Here is a 13,394-nt window from a genome sequence, read left to right as displayed (position 1 = left end):
TCTTCCAACGCGGATTGCAGGCTAGAGTTTCCCAATGACACGTCTTTCGATTCCCGTTTTTGGCCGGTTTGGCCGGGCGCTGTGGCTGGCGGTCCAACGCTTTGGCGACAAAAACGGTTTCGTCATGAGCAGCCATGTGGCGATGTCGCTGATGCTGGCGCTGTTTCCGTTTGTTCTTTTCACCGTCGCTTTGGCCGGGTCGTTGTCGCAGGGATATGTGACGGACGAACTGATCGAGTTGATATTCGGTGCGTGGCCACAAGACGTGGCCCAACCCATCGTGGCCGAACTGCGCGCGGTTCTGGACGGGTCGGGTTCGGGTGTGATCACGCTGGGCGGTCTGCTGGCCGTCTACTTTGCCTCGAACGGAGTGGCGGCCGTACGTGCCGCCATGAATCAGGCCTATCATGACAATGACAGCTGGCCATTCTGGAAGACGCGCCTGCTTTGCCTCGGGTTAGTCATTTTGGGCGGAGCCGCGATCCTGCTGATCGCGGCGGTTGAGCTGGTGCTGCCTGTCTACACACGTCTGGTGTCCGAGAATACGGCTGTGGACGTGGGCGAGTGGCTGTCGGTTGACCGTTTGCGCTGGACCTTCACGGTGGCGGTGCCGGCGGGAACGGTCCTGCTGGCCCATCTTATCCTGCCGACCAAGCGTCACCGCATCATGCAAATCCTGCCCGGAGTGGCGCTGACCCTTCTGTTGTGGGCGGCCGGAGGGTGGGGGTTCTCGGTCTATATCGCGCAATTCGCGACCTACAGCGCCACCTATGCTGGCCTGGCGGGGGCCATGGCGGCGTTGATTTTCATGTATCTGTGCGCCGCCATTCTTATTTTCGGCGCAGAGTTCAACGGCGCGCTGATGGACATCGATAACCAGGGCGAGGTCGGAGCTTCATGAGAAATTGGCACCGCATCGCCTGGATCATTGCGTTTTCCGGATGCGCCCTCTTGCAAAACAGCGGTTGGGCGTGGGCGCAGGACTATGTCGGCTCGGACGCTTGTCGTGATTGTCATGACGAACAGGTGCAAGCCTGGGCGGGATCCCACCACGCCTTGGCCTGGACAGAGCCCACGTCAGACACCGTTGTGGCCGATTTTGATGGAACGACCTTTTCTCATGACGGCATGACCGTCACGTTTCGACGGGAGGGGTCGGACTATCTTGCCGACGTGACCGAGAAGGACGGCCAAAGCCGGCAATACAGGGTTCATTCCGTCGCGGGGATTGAGCCGTTGCAGCAATATCTGTTTGAAACCGAGCCCGGCCGATTGCAGAGCTTTGATGTGGTTTGGGACACGCAGGCCAAGCGCTGGTATCACCTGTATCCAGATCAGGACTTGCCGCCAGACGATGGGTTGCACTGGACCGGCCCCTACAAGAATTGGAACGGCCGCTGCGCGGAGTGCCACGCGACAGGGTTCGAAAAGAACTTTCAGCCGCAGACCCAGTCCTTTGCTTCCGAGCAGGTTGAGATCGGCGTGGGTTGTGAGGCCTGCCATGGCCCCGGCTCGGCTCATCTGGATTGGACAAAAGGTCAGCCCGCGCCTGCCGGGCTGAACGAGTTTGGATTTCCGATCATCTGGGGTACGGGCGACACCGAGGTCGAGATTCAGCAATGCGCCGGCTGTCATTCCCGCCGCGAAGCGCTGGAGGACGGAAACCCGCTACCGGGCACGCCATTTCACGATGCCTACAATCTGGCGCTTCTGCGTCCGGGTCTGTACCAGCCTGACGGCCAAATACTGGACGAGGTCTATGTCTATGGATCGTTTCTGCAGTCCAAAATGTATGCGCAAGGCGTCGGCTGCCTGAATTGCCATGAGGCGCACAGCGCAACTTTAAAGGCCGAGGGCAATGCGGTCTGTACGCAGTGCCATTCTCCGGCCGGCAATCCCGATTTTCCATCACTGCGAAAGGCGCAATACGACGATCCCTCACACCACCACCACCCGGAGGGAGGCGAGGGGGCGCAGTGCAAAAGCTGCCACATGATCGAACGTCTCTATATGGGCGTCGATGGCCGGCGCGATCACAGTTTCCGTGTGCCGCGCCCCGATCTGGGCTTGGGAGAGGATGCCTGCACTGATTGCCACGCGGATCAGGATCAGCCATGGGCCGCCGCCGCCATAAATGACTGGTTCCCGAACTCCAATCATCGTACGCCCCATTTCGGGACTGCTTTCGCCCCCGCATTTGCCGGAGAGGTCGACGACCCGGCCGCGTTACTGGCTGTTGCTCAGGACGGCGCGCAGCCCGGCATCGTGCGGGCGACGGCCGCCTATCTGCTGCAACCCTTCGCGACGCCCGAAATGGCCGAGCAAACAGCAGCGATGCTGACCGATGAAGACCCGTTGGTTCGCGCCAACGCGGCGGTGTTGCAGCGGGCGGCAGGGCTGGACGACAGGGTGGCCCGGTTGTCGCCGCTGTTGTCCGACCCAGTGCGAAGTGTGCGCCTTGCCGCTGCCAAGGAGTTCCTGCCCATTCCCGCCGCGGCTTTGACGCCTCTGCAGCGCAACAACGCGCGTGAGAACATGGCGGATTGGCAGCGCTCGTTGTCCAACCGTCTGGATTTCCCGGAAACCCACCTGGTCCTTGGGGGGATGGCGCTGACGCTGAGAAACCCTGTCGCCGCCGAACAGGCCTTTCGTCAGGTGATATCCTTGGATCCCCAGCGCGAGGATGCTTGGCCAATGCTGATCCAGCTGGCCCAAATCAACCGCGGCACGGATGCAGCCCGACAAGTATTGGATGAGGGTCTTCGGACTCTGCCCGACAGCCCAGCGCTTCAGGATCTTGCGCGGGAACTGGGCCGGTAAACCGGCATCGAAGCGACGCAGTTGCGCCATTTTGCAGTCCCATTTACGGGTCAACATCCAAGGTCAAGGCATTGACCAGTTCAGGATGTGGTAATCCATGTTGTATTTGAAACGCCCGTCGACAAAGCTCGACCAACCTGTGGCCACGCGCCGGGTCTCGCTGGATCAGCGGATCGACGAGTTGCGCAACAAGCCGGCCAGGTATCTTAACCATGGCGAGGCGTTGCTGCTGCAGGGGATCGCGGCGGCGTCGTTGCGGCCGCAGCGGATTGTAGCCGACAAAATCGCGCTGGACGACGACTGATCAGCCCCGAAAACCGGTTGCCACCACGAATTTTTCCGAACTGTCCGACCGTGAAGCTGGCGGTTTGACGTTTGCCACTTTCTCGAACTTCTGCTTCAGAAGTTTTTGCAGATCGCCTTCGGCGCCACCAGCCAGAACTTTTGCGACAAAGGTTCCTCCGACCTCCAGCACGTCAAAGGCGAAATAGGCGGCGGTTTCGCACAGCGCCATGATCCGCAGGTGGTCGGTCTGCTTGTGCCCGGAGGACGCGGCGGCCATGTCCGACATGACAACGTCGGCCTTGCCGCCAAGCCACTGTTTTACCTTCTCGTCGGCATCGTCTTCCATGAAGTCCAGAACGTGGGTTTCGGCACCCGCCACGGGCTCGACCTCTTGCAGGTCGACACCCAGAACCGTCCCGATCCGCTTGCCCGATTTCTCGCCCAGCGCATTCACACGTTTGACCGCGACCTGGCACCAGCCACCGGGCGCGCAGCCAAGGTCGACCACGCGTGCGCCAGGAACCAGAAAGCGGAACTTGTCGTCCAACTCCAGAATCTTGTAGGCCGCGCGACCCCGATACCCCTCGGCCTGCGCACGCTTCACATACGGGTCATTCAGCTGCCGCTCGAGCCAGCGGGTCGAGCTGAGCTTGCGTCCGCGCGCGGTTTTGACCTTGACCTTCAGGTCACGCTGCCCGCGTCCCGAAGTGTTTTTGCCGCTGGGTTTCTTGGCCATTGAAAAGGTCTCCTGAAGACTGCGAGGCCTTTACCCGCTTGTTCATGTGGCATCAAGCCGATGATATCAACCGCTCCCTCAATAGCAGATCGGGCCAGGGCGTAGAAACACCAAATGCCGCCCATCCCAGACCGTTCAAGACCTTCCCGCCGAGGGTGCCGGATGTCGGCGGTGACGCCGAAAAACTGTGCAGCAGTTCTAGTGCCTCTGCCGAGTCGACCGCTGGCACGGCGATCCCAATGCCGCCAATCGCCAAAGCATAATGCGGAACGGTGTTGGCGACATGAAAACCCGGGCTGAATACCTTGAACCCGGCAGCCTCAAGCGCACAGATCGTGGTTGCGGCCGTCGAAACCCGGTAGGCGATCGCTATGGTCGCAAGCGGCATTCAGCGCAGAGCTTTCTCAAAACGGCCCGTCTTCCAGGACGCCATCGGCGCTCATCTGTGCATAAAGCAAACCCTCGCGCAGCCCGCGGTCCGCCACCGAGAGGCGGTCGGTCGGCCAGCAGCGCAACAGCGCCTGCAAGATGGCAGATCCGGACATGATCAGGGCCTGCCGGTCCTCGCCGATGCGCGGATCGCGACGGCGGCCTTGAGGGCCAAGCTCCAGATAACCGCGAATGACTTTGTCGATCTGATCGCTGGTCATGCGCAGGCCGTCCACCTTGGTCCGGTCATAGCGTTTCAGGCCCAGATGAGAGGCAGCGACCGTTGTGACGGTGCCGCTGGTGCCAACGATCTGAAACCCCTCGCGGGCCTGTTCGTCCTTATAGGGCGCAAAATCGGCGAGGTTTTCTTCAAAAAACCAACTCATCAGGGCAAAGCGGGCAGCATCGTCTTCGACATCGTGGAACTGATCGCGCAGTGTGGCGACGCCTAGTGGAACGCTGATCCAGTCCACCACCTTGGCGGCGGGAAAAGGACTGTCGACCGTGTGAAACCCGTTGTGCAGCCGCATGATCGCCGTTGAACGGTCGCGTCGCGGAACCGAGGACAGGTCGATCCAGACCAGCTCGGTCGAGCCGCCGCCGATATCCACGACCAGCAACTGCTCGGTCTTGGTGCTGACCAGCGGAGCACAGGAAATGACCGCCAGACGGGCTTCTTCCTCGGGTTGGATGATTTCAAGGGTCAGGCCGGTCTCACGCTTTACCTGACGTATGAAGTCGCGTGAGTTTCGGGCGCGGCGGCAGGCTTCGGTCGCCACCAGCCGCATGCGCTTGACCTTGTTGCGCTTCAGCTTCTGCTGGCAAATGCGCAAGGCTTGAATTGTGCGCGCCATGGAGGACCGCGACAGCCGTCCGGTCCTTTCAAGCCCCGAGCCCAGTTGCACGGACTTCGAGAAGCTGTCCACCACATGGAACCCGCTGCCCTTGGGCTGGGCGATCAACATGCGGCAGCTATTTGTTCCCAGATCCAGCGCAGCATACAGGGCGTCTGGATCGGGTCTTGCCGGCGCGGGGCTTTCGACCACCTTCGGGAACGCGCCCGCACCTTTGGGACGCTTGGGCGCCATCGTCACGCCCTCCGATTTTCGAGTTACCCCGACCTTAGGTCGCGGGCGCGCGTCGTGCAAGACGCTCATTAAAGTCATGAGGATTTTGATGGACCCCGAGACTGGAGAAACCGGTGCAGGGCCTGTATCCCGAATTGCAAAACGTCGCTGGAAAAGCCCCGGGTGTCGAAATCCGACCGACCCGCCCCCACATAGCCGTTTAGAACCGGACCATCTGGTTAGGAGGAATCAAGATCAATGCCTGACGTCACCATCGTTTACTGGCGCGACATCCCCGCTCAGGTCATCGTGGGCAAGGGCCGCCGTGGCGCAAAGCGACAGTTGGATGTGCGGTTCGAGCAAGCCATCGACCGCGCCGCCATGAAGGTGAACGCTAAGGACAGTGATGCCTATCTGGCCGAGTGGCGCAAAGCCGAGCCGTTCGAGGTTGAGGGTGACCCGACCGAGATCGCCGAGGCTGAAGCGCTACGCCTGGAAACGGAATACGATCAGGACCGCATCAAGGCCCTGATCGCAAATGACGGTTGGGCATGAGCCCCAGATCTTTATGGGAGGCCGCAATGGCTTTGCTGAACTTCAAGAAACGTGATGCGGCCGATAAGGCCCCGGTGAACCCGACCGTCGAAGCCTTTTTGCAGGGTTATTCGATCGAAGTCATGCCGCGCACAGCCGAGAAGGTCGAGGATTTCCGCGACCTGCTGCCCGAAGGCACGCGCGTGTACATCGCCCATATCGAGGGCACACCCATCGAGGACATGGTCAAGACCGCCAAGCGGATTGCGGCCGAGGGCTATCCTGTCATGCCGCATTTCCCGGCCCGCATCATAAAGGACGCGGCGACGTTGGAGAACTGGATCGCCATGTATCAGGGCGAGGCGGGTGTCGAGCAGGCGTTGCTGCTGGCAGGCGGCGTGGACAAGCAGCATGGCGACTTCGACAGCTCGATGCAGTTGCTGGAAACGGGGCTGTTCGACAAGGCGGGCTTCAAGCGCCTGCACGTCGCAGGCCACCCCGAGGGCAACAAGGACATCGACCCGGACGGTTCGACCAAAAACGTGGACGAGGCGTTGCGCTGGAAGCAGAAATTCAGCGAAACCACCGACGCCGAAATGGCGCTGGCCACCCAGTTTGCCTTTGACGCCAAGCCGATCATCGCATGGGCCGACGGCCTGAAGGCGGCCGGGATCGACCTGCCGATCCATATCGGCATCGCCGGTCCGGCCAAGCTGCAGACCCTGATCAAATTCGCGATCGCCTGCGGTGTGGGCCCGTCGCTGAAGGTGCTGCAGAAGCGCGCCATGGACGTGTCCAAGCTGCTGCTGCCCTACGAGCCGACCGACGTGATTACCGAATTGGCCCAGCACAAGGCGGCCAACCCCGACTTCAACATCACCAACGTGCACTTCTTCCCGCTTGGCGGCATCAAAACCAATGCCAATTGGGCCATCGAAAACGGCGGCGCCTCGGCGAAGCCTGCAAACTCCTAAGGACCGGACATGACCCGTACAGTCGTAGAATCAAAGACCAAAACCGCGATCATCGGCTTCGATCAGCCGTTCTGCGTGATCGGCGAGCGGATCAATCCGACCGGCCGCAAGAAGCTGGCCGCCGAGCTGGAAGCGGGCGATTTCTCGACCGTCGAGCAGGACGCGCTGGCACAGGTCGCGGCCGGGGCGACCGTGCTCGATATCAACGCGGGTGTGGTCTACAACTCGAACCCCAACCCGAACGAGACCGAACCGCCGCTGATGCGACAGATCGTCGAGCTGGTGCAGGGTCTGGTCGACGTGCCGCTTTGCATCGACAGCTCGGTTCCGGGTGCGTTGGAGGCCGGGCTGGAGGCTGCCGAAGGCCGCCCGCTGCTGAACTCGGTCACCGGTGAGGAGGACCGCCTGGAACTGGTGCTGCCGCTGGTCAAGAAATACAACGTGCCGGTCGTGGCGATCTCGAACGACGACACGGGCATTTCCGAAGACCCGGACGTGCGCTTTGAGGTGGCCAAGAAGATCGTTCAGCGCGCCGCCGACTATGGCATTCCGGCCCACGACATCGTTGTGGACCCGCTGGTGATGCCGATTGGCGCGATGGCTACCGCCGGCCAGCAGGTCTTTGCCCTGGTACGCCGCCTGCGCGAGGAGCTGGGCGTGAACACCACCTGCGGTGCGTCGAACATCTCGTTCGGTCTGCCGAACCGTCACGGCATCAACAACGCCTTCCTGCCGATGGCGATGGGCGCGGGCATGACCTCGGCCATCATGAACCCGGTGGCGTTGCCGGTGACGCAGAAGAAGATCGCCGAGAAAAAGGCCGAGGTTGCGGCGGCGGGCATCATCCTGCCCGAGGGAATGGACGACGAAACCTTCGTTCAGATGTTCGGGCTGGGCTCGACCAAGCCGCGCGCCGGCAAAGAGATGGAGGCCATTCGGGCCGCCAACCTGCTGACCAACAACGACCCGCATGGCGGCGAGTGGATCAAGTACAACAAACCTGCCGATGCTGCAGGCACCGAAGGCGAGAGTGCACGCGGCCGCCGGGGCGGTGCTCGACGTCGCCGGGCCTGAGCAGGCTGCTTTGTCAACGGGCCGGGCAATCTGCCCGGCCTTTTTGTTTGCCGCGCTGGTCGAAGCATCTTGAATTCGGCGAAGGACGGGTGATATTCAGCACCGAGCGGCGGGTATGATGTAATGGTAGCCTGTCAGCTTCCCAAGCTGAACGCGCGGGTTCGATTCCCGCTACCCGCTCCAAAACACTTTGATATTGGCCCGCTTGAAGCTCAAAAGCTGAGGTGGACTGGGGCCATTTCGCGCCAAAATCCCGCCACAAAAAAGCCAAAATGAACGAATTCTCGCGTTAAACGGGAAATCCTTTTCGTTTGTGGGGAGGTTTGCCAGATGCGGGCTCGATACGATTTGAACTGACGGGGGAACCCTCGTTCCTGTGCAAAATTCGCACATTAATGAGTACAAACTGGAGTTCAAATCATGTCGAAGGCAATTCGTAGTCTTTTCATTCGTCTGCGCCGTGACGAGCGTGGCGCCACTCTTGTCGAATACGGTATCGCACTGTTCATTGCGATCGCTGTTGGCGGGACCCTGCTGACCGGTCTGGGCGGCACAACCAACACCAACTTCAATGACGCCAACACGGCTGCGACACGGCCGTAATCCTGCTGTTTTAGCCTGAAAAGCAACTGGTTTTCCGCCGCGAGGACGGCGGGAAGCCAGAAACAACCCAGTCTCGGCATTCGGCGTCCCGCGTGACTCAGTTTCGGCCGAGGCTTGGCCCCACGTTTTCAAAATGACCGCCCCGGCTATTTGGAGGGTTCTATGCGATTGAAATCCTTGATGATGACTATTCTTGGCGTGGGTCTGGCGGGTGGCGCCGTGATGATCGCGCAGGAGCAGCTGAGACGGAGCCAGGCCGCCGCTGATCCGACGATCGTTCGCGTGGTCGCAGCAGCAGAAGAGATCCCGTTCGGATCTCCGATTGAAGGTCACAAGCTGACCGCCATCGACTGGCCGGCGGATTCCGTGCCGGCAGGTGTATTTACAAGTTTCGAAGATGTTCTGCCCACAGCAGGTGTCGACCCGCGACGCGCCAAGCGCGCGTTGGCGCAGGGTGAAATCCTGTTGGCGTCAAAGGTTTCTGACTTCGGTGAGAAGGTCACCATCGTTCAGACCTTGGGCGAGAACAATCGTGCAATGGCCATCAATGTGGATGCGCAGACCGGTGTTGGCGGGTTCGTCACACCAGGTGACTTTGTTGATATCGTGCTGACGCAGGGCAAGAACGAGTCGCTGCGGGCGGTGACGATCCTGCAAAACATCCGTGTCATTGGGGTTGATCAGACGGCTGATGAAGATGTCGACCAGCCCGGGATTGCCCGAACGGTGACTGTCGAAGTCACGCCGGACCAGGGACAGCGGTTGGCATTGGCTCAGAAGGCCGGGCAACTCAGCCTGTCACTGCGGTCCCTGCAAATCCAGGAAGACAAGCCGTTGGAGGCTATCCGCCTCAGCGACATTCTGCTTGAAAAGTCGCCGGTTGCAGAGGGCGCGCCCAAGCCGATCGTGAAGGTGCGTCGGGGTACCACGGACGTCCAGGAAGTTCCTGTTGCCGGCAACCCCTCGAATGCAACCGTGTCCAACTGATCGCTCGCGAGGTCTGTTCATGCCCACGTTGCGCAACATAAAGGACGACGAACAGGGGACCATTCTGGTTTTCGTCGGAATTTGCATGACCGTGATCGTTGGCATGGCGGCGTTGACCTTTGATCTTGGGCGACTGGCTTCTACGCAGACCGACCTGCAGGCTTATACCGATCACGTGGCTCTGGCCGCCGCCGGAGAACTGGATGGCGGTAGTGATGCGATCACACGCGCCACGGCTGCTGCAGCCGGAATGATCGAAGACTCCCAGTTCTTTGCCGAGGGCAGCCAAGATCTGGGGACGGCCGCAGATTATTCGCTGCGGTTTCTGTCGGGACTGCCCGATCCTGCCGCTGATCCGGATGACAATGACCCAGTGGATGGGTTTGTGACGACCGATCCCGCTCTGGCCGTTCTGGTTGAGGTGACCGCGACCCCTAGAACCGTTTTTCTTCCGTTCGGTCGGGCGCTCGCTGACTTGTTGGGCGTCACGCGTCCGGATGAGGATGTCGAGGCTGTCGCGATTGCGGGTTACACCCAATATGCCTGTGATGTGACGCCGTTGATGTTCTGCATCCCTCCCGGTTGGACCGCGAATGCAAACAAAGGGTCAACCATCAAGTTGCGCACTGGAGGTAACGGTGCCGCTTGGGGGCCGGGGAATTTTGGTTTCCTCGACCCGACGGACATCGGCATAAACCCCAACGGTCCTTGCGCGGGGCAGACCGGATCAAAACTCTATATCTGCCTGATCGCGGCGCATGGGAACCTGACGCAATGCGTGTCTCAGCGCGGTGTAGATACCGAGCCCGGTCAGCGCAATGGCATTGGCAGCGCAATCTACAATTCACGGTTCGATATTTTCCACTCGACGATGAGCAAACTCAAGAATGATGAAGATTATGCGCCCGGACCGCAGGTCATCGCGGGCTGGGAAAACTCTGGCGGAAGCTGTCTGAAGAACAATCCCGAGGTTTCGACCGACTCGATGCCGTTTCCGCCCGACGATTGCTTCGCCGCCGGCACCTGCGCGCATGGCGGCCGTTTTGGAAACGGTGTCTGGACCTCCGGCAAAGCGGCTTATTTGGACATGAACTATGGCGACGGTCCGGCCAATGATCTGACGCCGCACCCGCTGGGTAACCCGACGGGTAACACGCGATACGAAATGTATCTCGACGAGATCACCAGGGCTGGTACGGGTGATGTGCTGTTTGGGCGCAGCGAGTCCGGCCGCCCGCAATGCGCGAGCACAACGCTGGACGACCCTGACCGCCGCACATTTATCGCAGCCGCCATAAACTGCGGTGCCAATCCGGTCGCGGGACGCGCGGAGAACGTTCCGGTGCAGGAGTTTGTAAAGGTTTTCCTGATCCAGCCGCTCGAAGAATCCTCGGGGACTGATTTTGACATCTTTGTCGAGGTGGTCGAGCAGGTCGGCGGTGGAGTCGGTGGCAGCAGCGATGACGGCATTTTTCGCGATGTCGTGAGGTTGTATCGATGACTCGGCTTGTTCGGCATATCCGACGGTTGCGGTCGTGCGAGGCCGGCGCCCCGATGGTCGAGTTCGGGATCGTACTTCCGTTGATCCTGCTGTTCTTTGCCGTGATCATCGAAGGTGGGCGTATCACCTGGATTCATCAGGCAACGTCGGCCGGGGTGCGCGATGCCTCGCGTATGATCGCGCGGATCGCGCCGTTGGACTTGTGCGCAGCGGGCGGGGTCGGCAGCTATGACGCGCTGGCCACGGACATCGTCCAGAACCAGTTGGGCGGTTCGTCGATCATGCCGCATGGCACAACCGTCATCGACGTCACACCGCGCTGTATCTCGCGGGCTGGCGTGTACCGGATCAATCCGACTTCGGTGGTCGAGGTCACGGCTCAGATCCGGATCGAGTACCTTTTTGGAAACGTTTTCAGCCTTTTCGGGGCAGTGCTGGGGCCTCTCGACACCGAAATCTCGGATCAGAGCCGGGTGTTTGGGGTATGACCGGTAACCTGCATATGGCGCGCGCTTTCTGGCGACGTGAAAACGGGTCGGCACTGGTCGAGCTGGGCATGGTCGTTCCGTTGTTCCTGGTGCTCGTGTTTGGAATTCTCGAGTACGGACGGCTCTACTGGTCCACGACGATGGCGCAGAAAGCGATGCAAAAAGCCTCTCGGCTTGCCACGGTCGGGCCGCCACTGTGTGGCGCGATGCCAGCCACGCACACGCTGGCCGGTGGCGCCCCCGCAACAACCAAGTTCGGCGCGCTGTGCCGCAGCGGCAGCATCTGCGCCACTCCGAACCTGCCGGCGCCGTGTCAGCTTGACGCATCAACCGCCTATGGCAGCCGGATCTGGGACGAGATCGAAATGCTGCTGCCGCCCGGAGCCACCGCGGCAAATGTGCAAATCACCTATTCGCACGATCCTCGTCTTGGTTTTCTTGGTGGACCCTATACGCCGGTGGTTACAGCCGAACTGGTAAACCTGGACTACGATTTCGCGCTGCCAATTGGGCCGCTGGTCGCCCTTGCTGCTGGCAACCCTGCCATATCCGCCAGCAGCCCCAACACCATTTCAATCCCAACGATGAGCACATCCGTCCCGGCCGAGGATCTTGCCATCGGTGCCGTTGAGTAAGGAGAAGAGTCATGAGTGCCAAGCAGATTTCAGTGCTGTTGATTTCACCGGACGAAGAGATTTTCGCGGCAATCGAAACGTCGTTGGAGGGGCTGAGCAATTGCCGCTTTACGGGCCGCAAGGACACTGTCGCGCGGGTCAACGGGTCGGCCGTTGCCTTGTCAGCGCGTCATGACGTGGTTCTGTTCGATGTGGATGACAGTTCGCCAGAGCTGCTGCAGACCGCGCAGCAGATTTGTGATGCGCGCATGCCCAATGCGATCATTATCGCCCTGGCGTCTGAAGATCTGCCGCTTGAGAAGGCCCGACAGCTCAAAAAGCTTGGAGTTGATGACGTGCTGCCGCGCAATGCAATCCATGAGGAGATCATTCCGCAGGTGGATGCGATCCGTGCCCGGCGGCAGGCGCAGCTTCCCGCCGTTTGGGGTGGACAAGCCACACTTGGCAAGTTGATCGCGGTTGGCAAATCTCGCGGTGGCGTCGGATCGTCCTTGGTTGCCGCCAATATGGCGAACGAGCTTCAATCCAAGGCCGGCTTCCTGAAAAAGACGGCGTCGAACTCGGTTGCACTGGTGGATCTGGACTTTCAGTTCGGCTCGATTGCTGCCTTGATGGATGTCGCCGAAAGCGACGCGATGTGGCGCATGGCCATGGAAGGCAGCATTCCCGACAGTGCCTTTTTGGAACAGGCGATGGTCAAGTCGCCCTGCGGGGTCGATATCCTGGCGGCTCCGTCGCGCTATGGTCCGTTGACTGCAATCAAGGAAGAGCAGATTTCGGCCATTCTGGATTCCCTCAAACGTACCCATGACTACGTCGTGGTAGATTTGCCGCGGGCGCTGGTGGAATGGATTACGCCCGTCCTGACGCAAGCGGACCGTCTATATTTGGTGACGGACGTTGCCGTTCCGTCCGTTCGCTCGGCCCGCAAGCTGATGGATTTCTACCAAGCGGAAAATCCAGCACTGGAAATTCAACTGGTCGCCAACCTTGAAAAGAAACCCATCATTCCGGCGGCGCACCACAGAGCGGCGGCAAAACTCCTTGAAAAGGACTTTGCATTTTGGGTGCCTCGCGACGAGCGCACAGTACGCGAGTCGGTCGATCGGGGCGTGCCGTTGGAAGATGTTTCATCCCGCGCACCGATGACACGCGCAATCCGAAAGCTGGCACACGAGACATGCCTGTCTTTGCCGCCTCGGGTCGGCCAGCACTGAGGCAGAGTGTTTCGGAATAGTTAAATATTTGCAGAAGGTTAAGT

Annotated in this window: 15 protein-coding genes and 1 tRNA gene; 13 read left to right on the top strand and 3 right to left on the bottom strand. The window is 60.4% G+C overall.

Features of this window, described 5'->3' with window-relative positions:
- Positions 1-34 precede the first annotated feature (34 nt).
- From GOW72_RS13305 to GOW72_RS13295, 3 genes are all read left to right on the top strand, one after another.
- Positions 35-901, top strand: coding sequence for a YihY/virulence factor BrkB family protein (locus GOW72_RS13305; RefSeq protein WP_170339051.1), 867 nt, complete (start codon positions 35-37; stop codon positions 899-901).
- Entirely contained in the window at positions 898-2,820 is a 1,923-nt protein-coding gene (locus tag GOW72_RS13300; RefSeq protein ID WP_170367143.1) for a multiheme c-type cytochrome, read from the top strand. The genes GOW72_RS13305 and GOW72_RS13300 overlap by 4 nt, the downstream gene beginning before the upstream one ends.
- Before the next feature lie 97 nt (positions 2,821-2,917).
- Positions 2,918-3,124: a hypothetical protein gene (locus tag GOW72_RS13295; RefSeq protein ID WP_170339054.1), complete on the top strand. Its 207-nt coding sequence runs from the start codon at positions 2,918-2,920 to the stop codon at positions 3,122-3,124.
- On the opposite strand, the gene GOW72_RS13290 is transcribed toward GOW72_RS13295, so the two are convergent.
- The 3 genes from GOW72_RS13290 to GOW72_RS13280 are packed head-to-tail and all read right to left on the bottom strand — an operon-like array spanning position 3,125 to position 5,358.
- A complete protein-coding gene (locus GOW72_RS13290; RefSeq protein ID WP_170339056.1) occupies positions 3,125-3,841 on the bottom strand; it encodes an RlmE family RNA methyltransferase in 717 nt (238 codons plus the stop codon).
- Positions 3,842-3,893: 52 nt separating this feature from the next.
- Positions 3,894-4,229: a hypothetical protein gene (locus GOW72_RS13285; RefSeq protein ID WP_170367142.1), complete on the bottom strand. Its 336-nt coding sequence runs from the start codon at positions 4,227-4,229 to the stop codon at positions 3,894-3,896.
- A 16-nt stretch (positions 4,230-4,245) separates the two neighbouring features.
- The gene (locus GOW72_RS13280) at positions 4,246-5,358 is read right to left on the bottom strand and encodes a Ppx/GppA phosphatase family protein (RefSeq protein WP_093962132.1); all 1,113 of its coding nucleotides are present in this window, start codon (positions 5,356-5,358) and stop codon (positions 4,246-4,248) included.
- 237 nt (positions 5,359-5,595) lie between these two features.
- On the opposite strand from GOW72_RS13280, the gene GOW72_RS13275 reads away from it, so the two are divergent.
- The 10 genes from GOW72_RS13275 to GOW72_RS13230 all read left to right on the top strand — a co-directional run bounded on the left by GOW72_RS13275 (position 5,596) and on the right by GOW72_RS13230 (position 13,350).
- Positions 5,596-5,892: a virulence factor gene (locus GOW72_RS13275; protein ID WP_093962131.1), complete on the top strand. Its 297-nt coding sequence runs from the start codon at positions 5,596-5,598 to the stop codon at positions 5,890-5,892.
- A gap of 26 nt (positions 5,893-5,918) precedes the next feature.
- Entirely contained in the window at positions 5,919-6,845 is a 927-nt protein-coding gene (locus GOW72_RS13270) for a methylenetetrahydrofolate reductase (protein ID WP_170367141.1), read from the top strand.
- Between the two features lie 9 nt (positions 6,846-6,854).
- Positions 6,855-7,919 carry a methyltetrahydrofolate cobalamin methyltransferase gene (locus GOW72_RS13265; protein WP_170367140.1) on the top strand — a complete coding sequence of 355 codons (1,065 nt, stop codon included), beginning with the start codon at positions 6,855-6,857 and terminating at the stop codon, positions 7,917-7,919.
- A gap of 109 nt (positions 7,920-8,028) precedes the next feature.
- Positions 8,029-8,102: transfer RNA gene (locus GOW72_RS13260), tRNA-Gly, on the top strand.
- 237 nt (positions 8,103-8,339) lie between these two features.
- On the top strand, positions 8,340-8,522 hold the full coding sequence (locus GOW72_RS13255) for a Flp family type IVb pilin (RefSeq protein WP_093962121.1): 183 nt from the start codon (positions 8,340-8,342) through the stop codon (positions 8,520-8,522).
- A gap of 162 nt (positions 8,523-8,684) precedes the next feature.
- Positions 8,685-9,509, top strand: a complete 825-nt coding sequence (gene cpaB / locus GOW72_RS13250; RefSeq protein ID WP_170367139.1) for a Flp pilus assembly protein CpaB — start codon at positions 8,685-8,687, stop codon at positions 9,507-9,509.
- 19 nt (positions 9,510-9,528) lie between these two features.
- Complete coding sequence (locus tag GOW72_RS13245; RefSeq protein ID WP_170367138.1) at positions 9,529-11,010, top strand: pilus assembly protein TadG-related protein; 1,482 nt, start codon at positions 9,529-9,531, stop codon at positions 11,008-11,010.
- Positions 11,007-11,498 carry a TadE/TadG family type IV pilus assembly protein gene (locus GOW72_RS13240; RefSeq protein ID WP_170367137.1) on the top strand — a complete coding sequence of 164 codons (492 nt, stop codon included), beginning with the start codon at positions 11,007-11,009 and terminating at the stop codon, positions 11,496-11,498. The genes GOW72_RS13245 and GOW72_RS13240 overlap by 4 nt, the downstream gene beginning before the upstream one ends.
- Positions 11,495-12,133, top strand: coding sequence for a TadE/TadG family type IV pilus assembly protein (locus tag GOW72_RS13235; RefSeq protein WP_170367136.1), 639 nt, complete (start codon positions 11,495-11,497; stop codon positions 12,131-12,133). The genes GOW72_RS13240 and GOW72_RS13235 overlap by 4 nt, the downstream gene beginning before the upstream one ends.
- Positions 12,134-12,144: 11 nt before the next feature.
- Positions 12,145-13,350 carry a CpaE/TadZ family protein gene (locus GOW72_RS13230; protein ID WP_170339074.1) on the top strand — a complete coding sequence of 402 codons (1,206 nt, stop codon included), beginning with the start codon at positions 12,145-12,147 and terminating at the stop codon, positions 13,348-13,350.
- Positions 13,351-13,394 lie beyond the last annotated feature (44 nt).

It is taken from the genome of Ruegeria arenilitoris (genome assembly GCF_013032855.1).
GTDB lineage: Bacteria > Pseudomonadota > Alphaproteobacteria > Rhodobacterales > Rhodobacteraceae > Ruegeria > Ruegeria arenilitoris.
Note: the sequence above shows the minus strand (reverse complement) of the source record. Positions and strands in the feature narration are given on the sequence as shown.

Excerpts from the sequence above, each read along its gene's own strand:
- GOW72_RS13305 (WP_170339051.1), top strand. The coding sequence starts at position 35 with ATGACACGTCTTTCGATTCCCGTTTTTGGCCGGTTTGGCCGGGCGCTG.
- GOW72_RS13300 (WP_170367143.1), top strand. The coding sequence starts at position 898 with ATGAGAAATTGGCACCGCATCGCCTGGATCATTGCGTTTTCCGGATGC.
- GOW72_RS13295 (WP_170339054.1), top strand. The coding sequence starts at position 2,918 with ATGTTGTATTTGAAACGCCCGTCGACAAAGCTCGACCAACCTGTGGCC.
- GOW72_RS13290 (WP_170339056.1), bottom strand. The coding sequence starts at position 3,841 with ATGGCCAAGAAACCCAGCGGCAAAAACACTTCGGGACGCGGGCAGCGT.
- GOW72_RS13285 (WP_170367142.1), bottom strand. The coding sequence starts at position 4,229 with ATGCCGCTTGCGACCATAGCGATCGCCTACCGGGTTTCGACGGCCGCA.
- GOW72_RS13280 (WP_093962132.1), bottom strand. The coding sequence starts at position 5,358 with ATGGCGCCCAAGCGTCCCAAAGGTGCGGGCGCGTTCCCGAAGGTGGTC.
- GOW72_RS13275 (WP_093962131.1), top strand. The coding sequence starts at position 5,596 with ATGCCTGACGTCACCATCGTTTACTGGCGCGACATCCCCGCTCAGGTC.
- GOW72_RS13270 (WP_170367141.1), top strand. The coding sequence starts at position 5,919 with ATGGCTTTGCTGAACTTCAAGAAACGTGATGCGGCCGATAAGGCCCCG.
- GOW72_RS13265 (WP_170367140.1), top strand. The coding sequence starts at position 6,855 with ATGACCCGTACAGTCGTAGAATCAAAGACCAAAACCGCGATCATCGGC.
- GOW72_RS13255 (WP_093962121.1), top strand. The coding sequence starts at position 8,340 with ATGTCGAAGGCAATTCGTAGTCTTTTCATTCGTCTGCGCCGTGACGAG.
- cpaB (WP_170367139.1), top strand. The coding sequence starts at position 8,685 with ATGCGATTGAAATCCTTGATGATGACTATTCTTGGCGTGGGTCTGGCG.
- GOW72_RS13245 (WP_170367138.1), top strand. The coding sequence starts at position 9,529 with ATGCCCACGTTGCGCAACATAAAGGACGACGAACAGGGGACCATTCTG.
- GOW72_RS13240 (WP_170367137.1), top strand. The coding sequence starts at position 11,007 with ATGACTCGGCTTGTTCGGCATATCCGACGGTTGCGGTCGTGCGAGGCC.
- GOW72_RS13235 (WP_170367136.1), top strand. The coding sequence starts at position 11,495 with ATGACCGGTAACCTGCATATGGCGCGCGCTTTCTGGCGACGTGAAAAC.
- GOW72_RS13230 (WP_170339074.1), top strand. The coding sequence starts at position 12,145 with ATGAGTGCCAAGCAGATTTCAGTGCTGTTGATTTCACCGGACGAAGAG.